The sequence below is a fragment of the Nitratireductor sp. J20-h4 genome, assembly GCF_056780505.1.
On record NZ_CM165557.1, the window covers coordinates 3299474 to 3317872 of the forward strand.

General features: G+C 66.3%; 16 protein-coding genes. 4 read left to right on the forward strand and 12 right to left on the reverse strand.

Annotated features, from left to right (window positions below; all coding sequences use genetic code 11):
- Positions 1 to 2 precede the first annotated feature (2 nt).
- Complete coding sequence (locus tag ACT2B0_RS15915; protein WP_473459120.1) at positions 3 to 755, forward strand: fumarylacetoacetate hydrolase family protein; 753 nt, start codon at positions 3 to 5, stop codon at positions 753 to 755.
- A 122-nt stretch (positions 756 to 877) separates the two neighbouring features.
- Here the strand turns inward: ACT2B0_RS15915 and ACT2B0_RS15920 are convergent, their stop codons facing one another.
- From ACT2B0_RS15920 to ACT2B0_RS15950, 7 genes are all read right to left on the reverse strand, one after another.
- Positions 878 to 2149, reverse strand: a complete 1272-nt coding sequence (locus ACT2B0_RS15920; protein ID WP_473459122.1) for a TRAP transporter large permease — start codon at positions 2147 to 2149, stop codon at positions 878 to 880.
- Positions 2146 to 2670, reverse strand: coding sequence for a TRAP transporter small permease (locus ACT2B0_RS15925; RefSeq protein WP_473459124.1), 525 nt, complete (start codon positions 2668 to 2670; stop codon positions 2146 to 2148). The genes ACT2B0_RS15920 and ACT2B0_RS15925 overlap by 4 nt, the downstream gene beginning before the upstream one ends.
- Before the next feature lie 63 nt (positions 2671 to 2733).
- Entirely contained in the window at positions 2734 to 3741 is a 1008-nt protein-coding gene (locus tag ACT2B0_RS15930; protein WP_473459126.1) for a TRAP transporter substrate-binding protein, read from the reverse strand.
- Positions 3742 to 3913: 172 nt separating this feature from the next.
- A complete protein-coding gene (locus ACT2B0_RS15935) occupies positions 3914 to 4522 on the reverse strand; it encodes a DsbA family protein (RefSeq protein ID WP_473459128.1) in 609 nt (202 codons plus the stop codon).
- Positions 4522 to 5889, reverse strand: a complete 1368-nt coding sequence (locus ACT2B0_RS15940) for an ATP-binding protein (RefSeq protein WP_473459130.1) — start codon at positions 5887 to 5889, stop codon at positions 4522 to 4524. The genes ACT2B0_RS15935 and ACT2B0_RS15940 overlap by 1 nt, the downstream gene beginning before the upstream one ends.
- A complete protein-coding gene (locus tag ACT2B0_RS15945; protein ID WP_473459132.1) occupies positions 5886 to 6551 on the reverse strand; it encodes a response regulator in 666 nt (221 codons plus the stop codon). The genes ACT2B0_RS15940 and ACT2B0_RS15945 overlap by 4 nt, the downstream gene beginning before the upstream one ends.
- Before the next feature lie 54 nt (positions 6552 to 6605).
- Positions 6606 to 7292 carry a L,D-transpeptidase gene (locus ACT2B0_RS15950; protein ID WP_473466034.1) on the reverse strand — a complete coding sequence of 229 codons (687 nt, stop codon included), beginning with the start codon at positions 7290 to 7292 and terminating at the stop codon, positions 6606 to 6608.
- A 209-nt stretch (positions 7293 to 7501) separates the two neighbouring features.
- Here ACT2B0_RS15950 and dsbD point away from each other — a divergent pair, with 209 nt between their 5' ends.
- Genes dsbD through ACT2B0_RS15965 form a run of 3 tightly spaced genes read left to right on the forward strand, consistent with a single transcriptional unit; the run spans position 7502 to position 10748 of the window.
- Complete coding sequence (gene dsbD / locus ACT2B0_RS15955) at positions 7502 to 9307, forward strand: protein-disulfide reductase DsbD (protein ID WP_473459134.1); 1806 nt, start codon at positions 7502 to 7504, stop codon at positions 9305 to 9307.
- A 1-nt stretch (position 9308) separates the two neighbouring features.
- The gene (locus ACT2B0_RS15960) at positions 9309 to 10109 is read left to right on the forward strand and encodes a prolipoprotein diacylglyceryl transferase family protein (RefSeq protein ID WP_473459136.1); all 801 of its coding nucleotides are present in this window, start codon (positions 9309 to 9311) and stop codon (positions 10107 to 10109) included.
- A gap of 30 nt (positions 10110 to 10139) precedes the next feature.
- Positions 10140 to 10748, forward strand: coding sequence for a DsbA family protein (locus ACT2B0_RS15965; protein WP_473459138.1), 609 nt, complete (start codon positions 10140 to 10142; stop codon positions 10746 to 10748).
- Positions 10749 to 10758: 10 nt separating this feature from the next.
- Here the strand turns inward: ACT2B0_RS15965 and ACT2B0_RS15970 are convergent, their stop codons facing one another.
- The 5 genes from ACT2B0_RS15970 to ACT2B0_RS15990 form a co-directional block, all read right to left on the reverse strand.
- A complete protein-coding gene (locus tag ACT2B0_RS15970) occupies positions 10759 to 12684 on the reverse strand; it encodes a hydantoinase B/oxoprolinase family protein (RefSeq protein WP_473459140.1) in 1926 nt (641 codons plus the stop codon).
- Between the two features lie 2 nt (positions 12685 to 12686).
- On the reverse strand, positions 12687 to 14735 hold the full coding sequence (locus ACT2B0_RS15975) for a hydantoinase/oxoprolinase family protein (RefSeq protein ID WP_473459142.1): 2049 nt from the start codon (positions 14733 to 14735) through the stop codon (positions 12687 to 12689).
- Between the two features lie 73 nt (positions 14736 to 14808).
- On the reverse strand, positions 14809 to 15798 hold the full coding sequence (locus ACT2B0_RS15980) for an ABC transporter permease (RefSeq protein ID WP_473459144.1): 990 nt from the start codon (positions 15796 to 15798) through the stop codon (positions 14809 to 14811).
- The gene (locus ACT2B0_RS15985; RefSeq protein WP_473459146.1) at positions 15795 to 17354 is read right to left on the reverse strand and encodes a sugar ABC transporter ATP-binding protein; all 1560 of its coding nucleotides are present in this window, start codon (positions 17352 to 17354) and stop codon (positions 15795 to 15797) included. Before ACT2B0_RS15985 ends, ACT2B0_RS15980 begins: the two co-directional genes overlap by 4 nt.
- A 33-nt stretch (positions 17355 to 17387) precedes the next feature.
- Positions 17388 to 18359 carry a substrate-binding domain-containing protein gene (locus tag ACT2B0_RS15990; protein WP_473459148.1) on the reverse strand — a complete coding sequence of 324 codons (972 nt, stop codon included), beginning with the start codon at positions 18357 to 18359 and terminating at the stop codon, positions 17388 to 17390.
- Between the last annotated feature and the right edge of the window lie 40 nt (positions 18360 to 18399).

Here is an 18399-nt window from a genome sequence, read left to right on the forward strand (position 1 = left end):
TTATGAAGATCGTTCGTTTTTCCCACCAGGGCAGCGCGTCCTACGGGCTGCTTGAAGGCGATTCGGTCGCCGTCCTGTCAAAACCGCCCTTCGACGGCATCGACAGGACCGGCCAGGTGCTGCCGCTCGAAGCGGTGCGCCTGCTGGCGCCGGTGACGCCGAGCAAGCTCGTCTGCGTGGGCCTCAACTACACGCTGCACGCCGAGGAGTCGGGCGTGCCGGTTCCCGACGAACCGATGCTGTTCATGTGCGCGCCGTCCGCGATCATCGCCGACGGCGAGGAAATCCGGCTCGACAATGCCGGCGACCGGATCGATTTCGAGGCCGAGATCGGCATCGTCGTCGGCACCAAGGCCCGCAACGTCGCGGCCGGCGACGCCGCCAAGCATATTCTCGGCTACACATGCGCCAACGACGTGTCGAACCGCGTCCTGCAGAAGAAGGACGGCCAGTTCACGCGCGCCAAGTCCTTCGACACCTACAAGCCGGTCGGCCCCTGCATTGCCACCGATCTCGACCCGGACAATGTCGACATCAAGCTGTGGCAGAACGGTGAACTGCGCCAGTCGTCCAACACCAACGACATGATTTTCCCGATCGGGCGGATCTTCGAATTCGTGTCGGGCATCATGACCCTGTTCCCGGGCGACCTGATCATCACCGGCACGCCCTCCGGCGTCGGGCCGATGGCGTCCGGCGACGAGATCGTCGTCGAAATCGACAAGATCGGCCGGCTGCGCAACACCGTCGCCTGAATAGGCGTCATAGCGCCGGGCGTGTCCGGCGTCCCGCGCCTCAGGCCAGCGAGCCCCCTTCTCGACGCCCCGCCGCCTGCGGGGCGTTTTTTGTTGCCGGCCACGAGCCGCCGGTGCCCGGCCTATCGCAGCAAGGCGGTCGGGTAGAGCGCGAGCGCGGGGATGTAGGTGATCGCCAGCAGCGCGATGATTAACGCGACCAGAAACGGTTTTATCGCGCGCATGAACTGGCCGATGCTGGTTCCCGATATGCCGCAGGTCACATACATCAGCACCCCCAGCGGCGGCGTCAGCTGGCCGATGACCAGGTTGATGATCATCACGATACCGAAATGGACGGGGTCGATGCCCAGGGTCTCGATCAGCGGCAGCAGGATCGGCACCAGGATGATGATCAGCACCAGCGTCTCCATGAACGTGCCGAGCACGAGCAAGATGATGTTGATCAAAAGCAGGATGAGCATCGGATTGTCCGAAAAGCCCGACAGGAACGACAGGAGCTGCTGCGGCGCCTGGCCGATCGACAGGATCCAGCCGAACGGCGCCGCCGTGGCCGCAATCACCAGGATCGACGACGTGTCGCGGGCCGCGCTGGCGAACACGCGTGGCAGTTCCAGAACCTTCAGCGTGCGATAGACGAACACACCCACCAGGAACGCGTAGGCGGCGGCGATCGCCGCGACCTCGGTCGCGGTAAAAATGCCCATGCGGAAGCCGACGATGATGAGGACCGGCATCAGCAGCGCCCACGAGGCGTCGAAGAAGGCGTCCCGCAGCTTGCCGGCAGAAAAGGCCGCGCCGCGCCCGAACCCGCGCAGCCGCGTCATCACTGCCACGGTCACGACCAGCGCGGTCGCGATCACCAGCCCCGGCGCGATGCCGGCGACGAACAGGTCGCCGATCGACACATTGGCCTGCCAGCCATAGATGACCAGCAGGATCGACGGCGGGATGATCGGCGCGAGCACGGCCGCCGACGCCGTCAGCCCGACGCTGAACCCCTTGTCGTAGCCGTGCTTGATCATCTGCGGCACGAACACCCGGGTGGTGGCGGCGCAGTCGGCGAGCGACGATCCGGAAATCCCCGACATGAAGACGTTGGTCAGCACGTTCACATAGGCCATGCCCCCGCGAATATGGCCAACCAGCGCGCCGGTCAGGGCGAACAGCCGCTCCGAAATGCCCGACGCGTTCATCAAGGTGCCGGCGAGGATGAAAAGCGGAATGGCAAGCAGCGGGAAGGACTGGACGCCGGCCGTCATGCGCTGCACGGCGATCGTCAGCGGAATGCCTTCCAGCCAGATCACGGCGATCGCCGAGGCGGCGAGCGCATAGGCCGTCGGCACGCCGACCAGCAGGAGTAGAAGAAGCAGAAGCAGCAACGTCGCGATCATGCCTCATCCCCCTCGCCGGCCTGGGCCTCGATGGTGCTCATCAAAGCCGTGCGCACCCCGTCGTCCACGCAAGCGCGGATCACGTGCAGCGCCGCGCACATGCTGGTGACGGGCAGGGCGAGCGTATAGAAACCGAAGGTGACGCCCATCATCGGCGTCAGGTCGCCCCAGGTGGTCCGCGCATATTTGAGACCGTAATGAATGGTCACCCAAAACACGGCCAGGCAGGTGAGAACCGCCACGATCGACGCGGCCAGCGCGTAGCGCGGCGGCAACAGGCGCAGCACGATGTCGATACGGATATGCTGGTGGGTCGACAGCGCCGAACTGGCCCCGATGAAGACCATCCAGGTAAACAGCATGGTCAAGAACTCTTCCGTCCAGGTGATCGGCGAGCCGAGCACATAGCGGAAGAAGACGGTGGCGGTCAGGATGATGAAAATCGCGGCCAGCAACAGCCACAGCGCATGATACTCGATCTCCCTGACCCGGTCGTCGAGCCACAGAACCAGCGTTTTCAACCGGACCTCCGCGGATAGGCGAGGAATGCCGGACCGCCTACGCGGTCCGGCGCCAAAGGCGGCTTATTGCCCGCGGATCGTCTCAATGGCGTCGCGCACAGCGGCGATCCGGTCTTCGCCCCAGCGTTCGGCAAGCGCGGTAAAGACGGCTTCCGTCGACCTTTCGGCGAAGGCGGCCCTGTCGGGATCGTCGATGATGGTGATCTCGGTCGTGGCGGCGATCTCCTTGAGCATGTTCTCCTCGGCCCGCTGCTGAAGCAGCGTCATCTTTGCCGAGGCCGCGCCGACCTCTTCCAGGATGATGCGCTGATGGCGCGGATCGAGGCGAGCCATGGAGTCCTTGTTCATCAGGATCATATTGTTCTGCAGCATGTGCCGCGACATCACGATGTAACCCTGAACCTCGTAGAACTTGCGGGCATAGATCGTCGGAATCGGGTTTTCCTGGCCATCGACCGTGCCCTGCTGCAGCGCCGTATAGACGTCGCTGAACGGGATCGGCGTCGGCGCCGCGCCGATGCCGCGGATCATCTCGACCCAGACCGGCGATTCCGGCACCCGGATCTTCAGGCCCGCCATGTCGTCGGGCGTGCGCACCGGCTTTTCCGACAGCGTGAAATTGCGCCAGCCCCAATACCAGATCTTGGTCAGCGGGATGATGTTGTGCTTTTCCTCCAGCTCGTCGAAGGCCGGCTGCATCGCGGCGCCGGAAATCACCGCCTCGGCCTCGAGCCAGTTCTGCCACAGGAACGGCGCGCTCGGAATCTCCATCGCCGGAACCAGTGTGCTGGTGGCGGCCATCGAGGCGGCGGTCATGTCGAGCACGCCGTCGCGCAGCTGCTGCACCATCTCGGTTTCCTTGCCGAGCTGCTCGCCCGGGAAGACCTGGATCGTCACCTCGCCATTCGTGCGTTCAGCAATCCGCGCGACGAACTCGTCATAGAGTTTGCTCGACATTTCGCCGACGACATTGGGATGGCCGAACCGCAGCACGGTCTCGGCTTGCGCGCCGGTCGCCAGCAACAGCGCCGCCGCGGCCACACAGACGTGGAACGTTTTTTTCAAGATCATCTACCCCTCCCGGATTGAGAATTGTTCGTGAGAACCAACTGGCCGGAAAGCTCCTTATCCGGACTTGTCGTGCTCGATCCTATGCAAAGGGCGCCCGAAAACTATTGACCAGCGGAATGAAATGCCGGCGCGGTTGTTGTGTCGCCGATACAATTGTGGTCCGCCAGCCGGATCAGCCGGTCTGGTCCTTGCGCGCCAGCGCCACCGCCGCGACGATCTCGTCGGCGCCAAGCGCGCGACGATAAAGCCGCCTGCCGATCAGGAAGGCCGGCGTTCCGGCGAGCGCGAAAGCCTCGGCATGCGTGCGGTTGCGGGCAATCAGCGCGTCGATCGCCCCCAGGCGCTGGTCGAGCCTGTCGCGCACCGCGCCGGCATCGGCGCCGGCGCTGCGCAGCGCATCGTCGATACGGCCATGCGTCAGCGCGCCGTCGAGCGCCATCACCGCGTCATGCGCGGCCGGATAGAAACCGAGCGCCGCCGAGGCGTGCACCATGCGCGAGGCATACCAGGCGATGTCGCCGTTGATCGGCCAGTCCTTCATCACCAGCCGGATAGCGCCGTCGCTCCGCACGATCTCCTTCAACTGCGGATGAAGCGCCTTGCAGGACGGACACAGATAATCGAAGAACTCGGCGATCGTGACGTCGCCCGCTTGATTGCCGAGCACCGGCAGGGCCGGATCGAACACCACCTCGTTGAGGGTCGGCGCCGCGCGGCTTCGCTGAACGGGCCACATCAATGCGGCCGCCACGCCGCCAAGCAGGCTTCGCCGCGACATCATCACGGCGCCTCAACGCCCGGCACCGACAGGCTCGCCCGCAGACCGCCCTCGTCCCGGTTCTCAAGCGTCAATCTGCCGCCGATCCGCGCCATCGCCGCCTTAGCGATCGCCAGCCCGAGGCCGCTACCGGTGGCCGACCGGGTGCGCCCGCGTACGAATTTCTGCACCACCAGCGCCATCTCCGCTTCCGGAATGCCAGGCCCCTCATCTTCTACGACGAAACGCACCGCCCGATCGCCGCCCGCCTCGATCCGGCAGGTCACCGGCGTGTCGGCAGGCGCATGGTTGAGCGCGTTCTCGATCAGGTTCCTGAGCGCCAGCGCCAGGAATTGCGGCTCCACGCGCACCGTCCGCTCCGCCCCGGCATCGGCGTCCACGACCACCCGGCCGCCGTCGGCGGGCAGCGACAATTCGGCCACCGCCCCCTCCAGCAGATCGGCCGCGCGCGCCTCCACCGGCGCCGGTTCGGCGTCGTTGGCTTCGAGCGCGGCAAGGTCCAGAAGCTGCTTCACCAGCCTGGCGGTGCGGTCGACGCCCAAGGTGATCTGTCTCAGAGCGTTGGCGTGCACGGCCGGGTCGTCGCTCGCCAGCGCGATCTGCGCCTGAGTCTTCACCCCGGCAAGCGGCGTCTTCAGTTCGTGCGCGGCAAAGGCGGTGAAGCTGCGCTCGCGCTCGCGCGCCTCCTGCACGCGGCGAAACAGCCCGTTCAGCGCGCCGATCGCAGGTGCGATCTCGCTCGGCAGGTCGACGCTCGCCAGCGGCCGCAAATCGTTCGCCGGCCGCGCCGACAAGGTTTGCGCCATGTCGCTCAGCGGCGACAGGCCGCGCCTGACGCTGATCAGGATCACCCCGGCCAGGAAGGGCAGGATCAACAGAGCCGGCACGACCAGCCCCTTGATGACGTCGCCGACCAGCCGATCGCGGATCTGCAGGTTGTCGCCGACCATGACGCGCACACCGAGCGCCTGGTTTTCGACCGTGAACACCCGCCATTGTTCCCCGCCCACCTCGGCGTCGGCAAAACCCACGCTGGCCCCGGCCAAGCGCGTGTCGGGCGCGTTTTGCGACCGGCCGACAAGCGTGCCCTCCAGCGACCAGATCTGGCACGAAAGCTGGCGCTCGTAGGAGCTGTGATCGACCTCGAACGCGCCCAGTGCCTGGCGTGCGGCCGCATTGTCCAGCCCCGCTTCGATCCGGTGGTCGGACAACAGCGAATTCACCATCCGCGCGGCCTCCATCAGCCGCGCGTCCAGCACCCGCTCGACCTCGGCCTGGGTGCTCAGATAGATCCAGCCCACCGCCAGAAGCCAGACCAGCCCGGTCGACCCGATCAGAACAGCGATCAGCCGCGCGCGAATGGAGTTCATGCCGCGCGCTCCGTCAGCCGGTAGCCGACGCCACGAACCGTCTTGATGAAATCCGCGCCCAGCTTGGCGCGCAATTTGTGGACATGCACCTCCACCGCGTTGCTTTCGAGCTCCTCCTGCCAGCCATAGATCGTCTCCTCCAGGGCCGATTTGGACAGGATGCTTTCCGGCCGCTGCATCAGCGCCTCCAGCACCGCGAATTCGCGTCTGGTCAGGCTCACCGGCGCGCCGTCGCGATGCGCCGTGCGGCTGGCGGGGTCGAGCACCACCCCGCACCAGTTCAGGGTCGGACTGGGCCGCCCCTTGCCGCGGCGCACCGCCGCGCGCACCCGCGCGGCCAGTTCGTCGAGATCGAACGGCTTGCCGACATAGTCGTCGGCGCCGGCATCGAGTCCGGCGATCCGGTCCGCGACCTGGTCGCGCGCCGTCAGGAGCACCACCGGCGTGGCGTCGTCGCGCCGGCGCAGATCGGCCAGCACGTCGAGCCCGGACCCGTCCGGCAGCATCAGGTCGAGCACAACGCAGTCGTAACGCTGCGTTTTGACGGCCGCGCAGGCATCCTCGCGCGTGCCCACGGCGTCAACCGTGAAACCGGCAAGCCCCAGCCCCACCGTCAACCCGTCGAGCAGCAGCGGATCGTCCTCAACCACCAGAATGCGCATCGCCTTCGTCCATATTGTCCGCGGACCGCTTTGCGGCGCGGTCCGTTTTCGGCCTTAAGCCACCAAAAGATGTTTCATTTTAGGATCGGGGATGACGAGGATCGGACTGCCGTCCCGTACCTGGCCGTGAAGATGGATGACATCCTGGTTGATCAGGCGGATGCAGCCCGACGACACCGCCTTGCCGATGCTCCACGTCTCGGGCGTACCGTGAATCCTGTATAACGTGTCCTTGCCGTTCAGGTGAATATAGAGCGCGCGGGCGCCGAGCGGGTTGAGCAGGCCGGGAGGCATGCCGCCATTGGCGATGCTGTAGGGCTCGAGCGACGGCTTTCGCGCCACCATCTCGTCGGGTGGGGTCCAGCGCGGCCATTCGCGACGATAGGCCATGATGGCGCGGCCGGCCCAGGAAAACCCGTCGCGGCCGACCCCGATCCCGTAGCGCATGGCGCGATTGCCCGCCTTGACGTGATAGAGAAATTTTCGCGGCGTATCGACGATCAGCGTGCCGGGTTTCTCGTCGCTCGGATAATCCACTTCCTGGCGCCAGAAGCGACGCTCGAGCTGGGTGATATCCACCTCGGGAATTGGAAACCGCTCGCCGGGCATGGCGTAGTACATCGGCGGCACGACCGGCTTCGGCGCCGCCTCGACGCGTTTCGGCGCTGCCGGCTCGGGCGTGCTGACACAGCCTGAAACGACAAGCCCGCTCAGACCGGCGAGAAAGGCCCGCCGGCCCATCGTGCCCGTAGCCGTGCGGGGCCGCGCCCCGTCGTCGCTCGCCGCCGCTGCGACGCGTTTACCCATGCGCCTGTGCGCCATCGTGAAACTCCTTCTGTCTCGATGGCGGCCCAAAACCGCACCCAGCTTAAGGCTGCCTTAAGTTGGGCCCGACACCTCGAATGTCGAACCGGCCCACCGCAACGGCGGGCGCAAGGGATCCGCGCGCAATGAAGACGATCGTTTTCGCCTTGTTGGCAATGTTCACGGCGGCCATGCCCGCGCCCGCTGCGGCCCAGCCCGGCACGCCGCTGCCGGTCGACGCGGCGTTCGGCCTCGACGTGACACGGGAACCGGACGGCCGGCTGACCCTCAAATGGGAAATCGCGCCGGGTTATTATCTTTATCGCGAGCAGATCGCCGTCAGCGCCGCCGGCCAGGCCGTCGCCGTCGACACGGTGCCCGGCACCCGCAAAAACGACCCTACTTTCGGTCCCTCCGAGGTCTATTACGGCCAGGCGACCGCCCGCCTCGCCGAGCCGGTTTTCGGCACGATCGAGGTCACCTATCAGGGCTGCCAGGACGACGGCATCTGCTATGCGCCGGAAAAACGCCGGGTCGACGCGCTCACGCTCGCCGTGTCCGCGTCGCCGCGCGCAATGCCGGGCGCGGACGTGGCCTGGCTGACGGAAGAGGCGAGTACAGGCGACGGCGCGCTGCAGACCGGGGCCGGTTTCGCGCTCGCCACCGATGACGGGCTGATCGACACGCTGCTCGGCCAGGGCGGCGTCCTGCTCGTAGTTCTGAGCTTCCCGCTGTTCGGTCTCCTGCTCGCCTTCACCCCGTGCGTCTTTCCCATGTATCCCATCCTCGCCGGCGCCCTGGCGCGCGAAGGCGACAAGCTCACCGCACGGCGCGGCTTCGTCCTGTCGACGATCTACGTCCTGTCGCTCGCCCTGGCCTTCGCGTTTCTGGGCGCGGCGGCGGGCTGGTCGGGGCAGAACCTGCAACTCGTGCTGCAGTCGCCCATCACCATCGGCCTGCTGGCGCTCCTGTTCGCCGTGCTGGCGCTGTCAATGTTCGGGCTTTACGAGTTGCAACTGCCCGGCACGTGGACACGCTGGATCGCCCGCCGCACCGGCGGTCTCGGCGGGTCGAAACGCTCGGCCGCGCTGCTCGGCTTTTCCTCGGTGCTGATCGTCGGTCCCTGCGTGACGGTTCCGCTCGCCGGCGCGCTGCTCTACATCGCCCAGACCGCCGACGTCGCGCTCGGTGCGGCGGCGCTGTTCGGCCTCGGGATCGGCAAGGGCCTGCCGCTGATCGTGCTCGGCACACTGGGCGGGCGGGCGCTGCCGCGCGCCGGCGCGTGGATGGACAGCGTCAAGCGCGTCTTCGGCTTCGGTTTCCTGGCCACCGCGATCTGGACCGCGACCCCGCTCCTGCCGGCCGGCCTTGACCTGGTGCTGTGGGCGGCGCTGCTGATAACGATCGCCAGTTTCGCCTTCAGCGCCAGGCTGGCCGCGCCGACGCCGCTTGCCGCCGCGCGCGCGCTCGGCGCCGTCGCGCTTGTTTCCGGCATCATCTTGATGCTGGGCGCCGCGTCCGGCGGCACCGATCCGCTCAGGCCGCTGGCGCAGCTCGCCCAGCGGTCCACGCAGGCCGGGCCGGGCCGCGAGCTCGTCTTCGCCAGGATCGGTTCCGCGCCCGAACTCAAAACCAGGCTGGCCGCCGCCGGCGGCCGTCCCACCCTGGTCTATTTCACCGCCGACTGGTGTGTGACCTGCCGCGTCATCGAGCGCTCGGTCCTTCCCGACCCGGCCGTGACCGAAGGGCTCGCAAACCTTCAGCTCGTCAAGGCGGACCTGTCGGATTTCAACGACGACAACGCGGCCCTGATGCGGGCGATGCGCGTCGCCGGGCCGCCGACCATGGTGTTTTTCAACGCCGAAGGACGCGAGGTCGCCAAGACCCGCCTGATCGGCTCCGTCACCGTCGACAGCCTGACCCGCTCCGCCGCCGCGGCGCGGGAGCCGTGACATGAACGCCGTCTCGCTCGGGCCGCTCGTGCTCGCCGCCGACCGCTTCGCCGTCGTGCTCGGCCTGTTCGTGTTCATGATCGTCACCGGCATCATGAGCCGGCGCGTCGATCCGCGCTTCAATGGCTGGTCGTGGTGGGCGGTTCTCGGCGGCCTCGCCGCCGCCCGTCTCGGCCACGTTCTCCTGCATCTGCAAAGCTTCCAGGCCGATCCGCTGCGCGTCTTCGCCCTCTGGCAGGGCGGGTTCTACTGGCCGACCGGCGCCGCCGCCGTCGTGGTCAGCCTGTTCGTTGTCCTCACCGGCGCCAGGCAACGTCTGTGGGCGCTGCTGCCGCTGGCGCTCGCCGTCATCGTCTGGAACACGAGCTGGCAGCTCACCGGCGGCACACGGCCGCTCGCCGTGCCCGAACGCGCCTTCGAGACGCTGGCCGGCGCCTCCCACCGGCTCGGCGAACGCGACGGCATGCCGCGTGTGGTCAATCTGTGGGCGACATGGTGCCCGCCCTGTCGCCGCGAGATGCCGATGATGGCCGAACTCGCCGCCGGCACCGAGGGCGTGGCGTTCGTCTTCGCCAACCAGGGCGAAGGCAAGCAGGCCGTCCGGCGCTATCTGGCGTCGGCCGGCCTGTCGCTGGAAACCATCCTGATCGATCCGTTCAGCGAACTGTCGCGCTTTTACGGCGCGCCGGGACTGCCGGCCACCCTGTTCATCGACGCTGAGGGCATTCTTCGCCACGCCCATCTGGGCGAAATTTCGCGCGAGGTGCTCCAGTCCAATATCGAACGCCTGGCGACCCGCTGAGGCAAATCATCAAAACAGGAGAACTCCGAAATGATCGACCGTCGAAGCGTGCTCGTGGCGGGCGCGGCCGCCGCCACCGCTCTCGTCCTGCCGGCAGGCGCGGCAAAGGCGCAAAACTACCCCTCTTTGGAGGAGGTGCTTTTCGATCCGGAGATCCCGGTGATCGGCAACCCGAAGGGCGACGTGACCATCGTCGAATTCTTCGACTATCAATGCCCCTATTGCAAACGCGGCCATCCCGATCTCGTCGAGGTGGTGCGGGCGGACACAAAGGTGCGGCTGGTGATGAAGGACTGGCCGATCTTCGGCGCGCCCTCCGTCCACGCCGCCAGTCTCGTTCTGGCCGCCGGCGAGGCCTATGAAAGCGCCCACATGGCCTTGATGGCGACAAAAGCCCGGCTGAGCAGGCAGGAGATCGACCGCACGCTCCAAAACGCCGGCCACGATCCCGAACGCCTGCTCGCCCGGTCAAGGCAGGATGCGGCGCGCATCGACGGCATTTTGGCCCGCAACATGGACCAGGCCAACGCCTTCGGCTTCCGCGGCACGCCGTCCTTCCTGTTCAACACCGCCATCCAGTACGGCGCCATGAGCCGACAGGCGATCGTCGACGCGATCGCGCAGGCGCGTTCTGGCTAACGGCCCCGTTTCAGGCCGAACCGGGTTTTTCGGGAACGGGCACCGCCACGCCATAGGCGCTCTGCGCGGCCTCGCGCGACAGATAGCCGTCGAGCACGTCGTCGACGACCGTTTCGGGCGGCCGTCGCGCGGGATCGCCCCAGCCGCCGCCGCCGGGCATGGCGATGTGAACCCGGTCGCCCGCGCGCACGACGACATTGGCGAACTTGCTCGGCGAGACCTTGCCGTAGGTTTCACGGGCGTCGTTCCAGTCCTCGCTCCCGGCCAGTTTGAACCGTGTCGCCGCCAGCGCGGCCACCCCGCCGCCATTGAGCCCCCACGGCGCCACCTGCTGGCGGTCGCCGACATGGCTGACGACGACCTCGTCGGCACGGCACAAGATGGTCTTTTGCATGCCGAGCCCACCGCGAAACTCGCCCGCTCCGCCCGAATCGGGCACCAGCGACCAGTCCTCGACCAGCCACGGATAGCGCGTCTCGTAAACCTCGACGGGAATGGTGCGGCAATTGCCGTTCATGCTGGAGACAGCATCGTTGCCGTCGGCGCCGTTGCGTCCGCCCCAGCCCACCGTGTGCAGATCGTAGGAGGTGTAATATTCGCCGGTACGCGGATCGGTCCCGCCGAACAGGAAGTTCGACCAGGTGCCGCCATCAGCGGCCGGCACCCTGTCCGGCACAGCCTGCGCCAGCGCTCCCAGCACCGTATAGACGATTCGCGGATGACACTCCGTATTGCCGCCGACCGACGGGGCGGGAAACTCCACATTGAGCAGGCAGCCAGGCGGAACCAGCACGCGGATCGGCCGGAAGCAGCCGGCATTCTTGGGAATGGTGAAGTCGGTGATCTGCAGGAAGGCGTTGAAGGCGGCCGCCTGCGGCACGCTCAGCGGCGTGTTCATCGGCCCGCGCGCCTGCGGGGCGGTGCCGTTGAAATCGACCACCGCCTCATTGCCGCCGACATGAACGGCAGTTCTTATCGGCAGCGCGCGCGCCTCAACCCCGTCATCCTCCATCATGTCCTCGAACGCGTAGCGGCCGTCCGGGATGTCCGCGATCTCGGCGCGCATGCGCGCCTCCGAATAGTCCAGCAGATCAGCCGCGGCGCCCGCGAAACCGCTTGCGCCGTAGCGCTCGACCAGTTCTAGAAGCCGTCGTTCGCCGAGATCGACGGCGGCGATCAGCGCCCGGTAGTCGCCGTAATTGGCGCGCGGCGTGCGCACATTGGCCAACATCATCTTCCACACGTCGGGACAGTCCTGCCCGGCCCGCTTGATGCGCACCGGCGGGATCCGCAGCCCCTCGGAAAACGCCTCCGTCGCCTCGGCGAAGAAGCTGCCCGGCACCATGCCGCCGATCTCGCCGATATGGCCGATCGCGCCGGCAAAGCCAACCAGCGCGCCCTGGCGGAAAATCGGTTTCAAGAATGTGTGCTCAGGCGTGTGCATGCCGCCCCGATACGGGTCGTTGTGGACGATCACGTCGCCCTCTTCCAGCGTCTCGACGGGATATTCGTCGACGATCGCCTGGACGATCAGCGGCATGCCGCCGATCATCGAGGGGCAGAAATCGCCGACCGCGATCATCGCGCCGGAGGCGTCGAACAGGCCGCAGGTGAAGTCGAGCGATTCGCTGAAGATCGGAGAATAGGCGGTGCGCATGACGGTGACGCCCATGTCGCGGCAAATCGAGGCCAGATTGCCGTCCAGGATCTTCAGGTCGACGACGTCCGTCTTGCCGCGATAGCTGGCGCGATCGGCGGCGCCGGACGACGCGGCAACGTCCTGCGCGCCGTTTTCGGCCCATTGCAGGCACCATTCGCCGCACACGAGACCGCCCTTGTCGCGCTCGATCGCCGCGTCCCGTCGATACAACAAAACGCCGCAATTGCAGCATTTGTCGTAGGATTCGACATAAAACCCGTTGGCTGCAAAACGCATGGTCAGGCCCCCTTGTTCGCTGTCTTGCCGGCGGAGATCACCAGATTGCCGTACACGTCGACCTCCAGCCGGAATCCCGGCCGCACCACCGTCACCGAAACGTCCTCCTCCAGCAGCGCGGGGCCGTCGAAACCATGGCCGGCGGCCAGCGCGTGGCGTTTGAACACCGGCGTCGGCAGGCACCCCTCCTCGAACGTCACCATCCGCGTCGCATCGGGCTTGGCCGGCCCGGCGGCGACGGGCAGCCGGGGAAGTTCCGGCTTCGGCATGTGGGCGATCGCGGTACAGCCCATGTCCACCATCTCGATCGGCTCGTCCGGCAGATGGAAACGGTAGCGCTCCTCGAACCGGTCGTGAAAGTCGCGCCAGATCGCATCCATTCCCTCGGCCGTGAAACGATCGACCGTCAGCGGCACCTCGAGCTCGTAGTTCTGGCCGAGATAGCGCATCTGCATCGAGCGCCGCAGTTCGATGCCGCTGTCATGGCCCTGCTTGTGCAGGTCTTCCAGCACCTCGCGCGAAAGATCGGCCAAAACCGCGTTGGCGCGCGCCAGGTCGAAATCCCGCGACGACAGCAGCGTCGAGCGGCGCCGGTCGCTGCGCGCATCCGCCATCGTGAACCCGTAGGCGGAGAACTGGCCGGGATGGTTGGGCACGATGCCGAGCGGGATATTTGCCTCATGCATGAGATCGCACACATGCAGCGACCCGGCGCCGCCAAACGTCATCAGCGTGAACTGGCGCGGGTCGAACCCCTGCTCGATCAGCACCGCCCGCAGGGCGCCCACCATGTTGTTGTTCATGATGCGCAGGATCGCCAGCGCCGCCTGCTCCACGCTCCAGCCATGCGGCGCCGCCACGGTTTCGATCGCCGCGCGCGCGGCCGCCGCGTCCAGCGTCATCTTGCCGCCCAGAAACGACTGCGGATCGATCCGGCCCAGAACGAGATTGGCGTCCGTGACCGTCGGCCGTGTGCCGCCGAAACCGTAGCAGGCCGGCCCCGGATTGGCGCCGGCGCTCTCGGGACCGACATGCAGGCCGCCCACCTTGTCGATCCAGGCGATCGAGCCGCCGCCGGCTCCGATCGTGCGGATGTCGATCATGGGAACGCGCAGCGGAATGCCGAATTCAAGCTCATAATCGTCGGTGAAGCGTTCCCGTCCCTCGACCACCACGGAGACATCGGTCGAGGTTCCGCCAATATCGAGCGTGACCAGATTGTCGATGGACTTGACCGCGGCGAGATGCTTGGCCGCCGTCACCCCGCCCGTGGGCCCGGACACGGCCAGGTTGACCGGCTGCGCCTCTGCGGCCTCGGTCGACATCTCGCTGCCGTTGGATTTCATCAGCGCGATCCGGCCGGTGACGCCGGCCTCCACCACCCGCGCGCGGAAGCTGCGAACCTGCTGGCCGACCAGCGGCTTTACATACGCATCCGCCAGCGTCGTCATCGCCCTTTGATCCTCTTTCCAGCGCGGATCGATCTCGTAGGACAGCGACACCGGCAGGTCGGGCGCCTCCTCGGCGAAAATATCGCGGATTGCCAGCTCGTGGTCGGGCCGCAGGAAGGAAAACAACAAGTTGACGGCGACCGCCTCGACCTCGCCGGTCTCCGCCAGATGGCGGGCGAGCCGGCGCACGGCCTTAACGTCGAGCGGCACGATCACCGCGCCGGTGTGGTCGACGCGCTCGGTCACCTCGAAGGCGTGGCGACGCAGGCAGAACGGTTTCGGCTTCACCCACGACAGGTCGTAATGCGAGCGCCGGTTGCCGCGCTGGATAAAGGGCACGTCGCGAAAGCCGCGTGTCGCAAGATAGGCGACGCGCGCCCCGCGGCGTTCCAGAAGCGCGTTGGTGGCCACCGTGGTGCCGAGACGCACCGAACTGATCTGGCCCGGATCGGCCACCTGCTGCAATCCGGTGATGACAGCGGCGGTCGGATCGCCCGGCGTCGACAGGACCTTCCAGGCCTTCAGGCTGCGCTGCTCCTCGTCGTAGAGCATGAAGTCGGTGAACGTGCCACCGGTGTCGATTCCAAGGTGCAGACTCATTCGGTTTTCCCGCGACAATGCTTGTGCGCGCCGGTCGGCGCGTCACGGTTTGGGACGGAGAGGCGCGACGTTGTCAGCGCTTGGCGCGCCGCAACTGATCGAGCCAGACGATCACGATGATCAGGGCGCCGGTGATGATGCGCTGCCAGAACGGGTTCACGTTCAAGAGATTGGCGCCGTTGTTGATGGTGGTCAAAAGCAGCGAGCCGAGCAGGGGTCCAGGCACACTGCCCACCGCGCCGAACAGGCTGGCCCCGCCGATCACCGCCGCCGCGATCGATTGCAGCTCCCAGGCCTCGCCCGTGGTCGCCACCCCGATCGAGATGCGGCTGGCCGTCAGAATGCCGACGAAGGCCGCGCAGCTGGCCGACAGGATATAGGCCAGATAGATGGTGCGCGAGATGCTGATGCCAGACAACCGCGCCGCCTCCGAGTTGCTGCCGACGGCAAAGAGGTGGCGTCCCCAGCGGCTGTGGCTAAGAAGCACATAGGCCGGAACGGCGACCAGCACCACCATCCACGCCAGCGACGGGATGCCGAGAAAGCTCTGCCGCGAGAAGGCGGTAAAGGCGTTGGGCAGGCCGGCGATCGTCTGGCCGTCGGTGAGCAAGAGGCCGATACCGCGCAGACCGGTCATGGTCGCCAGCGTCATGATGAACGGCGGCAGGCCCATCCTGAGAATGCCGAAGGCGTGGAATGCGCCCACCACCGGGCCGATGCCCATGGTGATGAAGACAGCCAGCCAGATCGGCAGGCCCGCTTTCAGCAGCACCGAAACGACGGTGCTCGACAGGCCGACGATCGCACCCACCGAAAGGTCGATGCCGCCGGTGATGATGACGAAGGTCTGGCCGACGGCGATGATCGCCCACAGCGACGCCTGCCGCGCCAGATTGGACAGGTTCGCCGAGGTCATGAAGCTTTCCGTCATCACGCTCAGCACGAGCCAGACGAGCAGCACCAGCCCCAGAAGGGTCAGGCTTCTGACGAACGCGAAACGCGATTGGCGCTGTTCGGCTTTGGACAGCCCGGCATCCTGCGTTTCCGGTGCGGCGTCTTTCATGCGGCTTTTCCCCCGTTGGAAATCTTCTTGGCCGTCCCCATCGCGTCGGCCAGAATGGTCTCGTGATCGACGCCGCGCGCGCCATAGCTGCTGACTTGCCGCCCCTGGCGGAAGACATGCAGCGTGTCGGACAGATCGTAGACCTCCGGCAGGTAGGAGGAGATCATGATGATGCCGGCGCCCTTGCGCAGCAATTCGGCGAAGAGACGATAGATTTGAAGCTTGGTGCCGACATCCACGCCCACCGTCGGCTCGTCGACGATGAACAAGTCGGCCCCGTGATTAAGCCATTTTCCCAGAACGATCTTCTGCTGGTTGCCGCCCGAAAGCGTCCAGGTCGGCGCCTGCCGGCCGGCTGCGGAAATGTCGAGCGCGCGCATCTGCGTGCCGATCGCCTCGGCCTCGCGCCGTCGGTCGATCAGGCCGCGCGGACTGAGACGCCGGAAGATCGGCAGCGTCAGGTTGAAACCGACGTCGAGATTGAGGCACAGGCCCTGATCGCGCCGGCTTTCCGGCAACAGCACGATTCCGGCCGCGATCGCCTCGGCCTCGTTGACACCCTTCAACGCGCGGCCGCCGATCGTCACCTGGCCCGCGGAGCGGCGGCGCCTGCCGAACACGCACTCGACGAATTCGCTGCGGCCGGCGCCGATCAGCCCGTAGAGCCCGACGATCTCGCCGCGTCGTACCGACAGCGAGACGTCCGAAAATCCGGGGCCGCACAGGCCCTCGACGCTCAAAAGCGTCTCGCCGAAGGGGATGTCTTCCTTGTGATGGATCTCGCCGAGGGAACGGGCGACCATGTCGCGGATCAATTGTTCCGGCGTGGTTTCGGCGACCACGCGACTGGCGACCAGCTCACCGTCCCTGAGGACGGAAACGCGGTCGGCCAGTTCGAAAATCTCTTCCATCCTGTGACTGATATAGGCGATGGTCACGCCTTGGCTGTGCAGCCGCCTGACCAGCGCGAAGAGCTGGTCCGTCTCCGCCCGTGTGAGATAGGCCGTCGGCTCGTCGAGAATCAGGAGCTTGGTGCCGCGGATTGCCGCCCTGGCGGTGGCGACCAGCTGCTGCTGGCCGATGGTCAGCGCCGACAGCGGCGCGGCGGCCGACAGGCGGAAACCGAGATCGTCGAGAATTTCCTGCGAGCGCCGCACCATGGCGCGCTCGTTCAGCAGGCCGAGCCGCTGCTGTTCCATTCCCAGGAACATATTGGCGGCCACCGTCAGGTGTTCGCACAGAACCACTTCCTGATGCACGGCGTTGATGCCGAGATCGAGCGCTTCCTGCGGGGTAGCGAGCGCAACCTCCCGCCCCTGCCACAGAATGCTTCCCGAACTGCGCTTGTGAGCGCCGGTCAGGATCTTGATCAGGGTCGATTTGCCGGCCCCGTTCTCGCCGATGATGGCGTGGATCTCGCCGTGTCGCATGGCGAGATCCACGCCCTTGAGCGCGTGCGTCCCCGGAAAGCGCTTATGAACGTCCTTGAGTTCGACGAGAAACCGCTCTTGCTGGCTGGTTTCAGCGGTTCCGCGTGGTTGATCAAGTAAGGTCATCGTCTCCCACCGGGTTGGTTCTTGCGCGGACTCTCAGTCGATTTTCGGGTTGAGCAGTTCCTGCGAACGCTCGCTGCCCATATTCTCCTGGGTGATCACGTTGACCCCGGTGTCGACCATCTCGGGCACCTTTTCGCCCTTCGAGGCCGCATAGGCAATCTTCACCCCGTCATAACCCATCCGCATCGGATCCTGGATGATGAGCGCGGCGACGATGCCGTCGGCAAGATGCTGAACCAGCTGCTCGTTGCTGTCGAAAGCCACGATCTTGATCTGGTCCTGAAGGTTGTTCTCCGCCACGGCCTGGCTGACGGCGACCGCCATCTTTTCGCTGCTCGCGAAGATGCCACGCAGCTTGGGATTGGCCAGGATCACATCGTTGGCGATGTTGAGCCCGGTCACGATCTGGCCGTCCGCGACCTTGTCGGCCACAATGCGGATATTGGGATATTTGTCGGCCAGAACGGCTTTGAAACCCTCTGCCCGCTGATCGAGCGATTCCGCGCCCGGCACCGAGGTGATGAGCATGACGTCGCCCTCGGCGTCGCCATGAGCCTTTGCGATCGCCGCGGCCAGCGCCTCGCCAGCCGCGCGGCCGCCTTCGACATTGTTGGTGGTGACGAAGGAGGCGTAGGCATCGCTGTTGGCGCCTGAATCGACACCCACCACGATGGTCTTGGTTGCGGCCTCGTCGATTGGCTTGCCGAGCGCCTCGTATTGCGACGCGGCGATCACGACCGCGAGCGGATTGTTGGCCACGGCATTTTCGAGTACCGAGATCTGTCCGTTGATGTCGGAATCGGTCTGGGGACCGAGTTCGGCGATCTCGATGCCGAGTTCGTCGCCGGCCTTGCGGGCGCCCGCCAGAAGCACGCGCCAATAATAGGTCGAGGTATTTTTCACGATCACCGGGATCGTGCCTTCGGCGGCGGCAGTCGTCGGCGTTGCGGCGTGCGCCGCTAGCCCGATGATCGCCGCCGCGATCAGGCTTCTGGTTTTCAGCATGGTCCTCTCTCCCTTTGTTGCCCGGCCCCATGACCGGGCT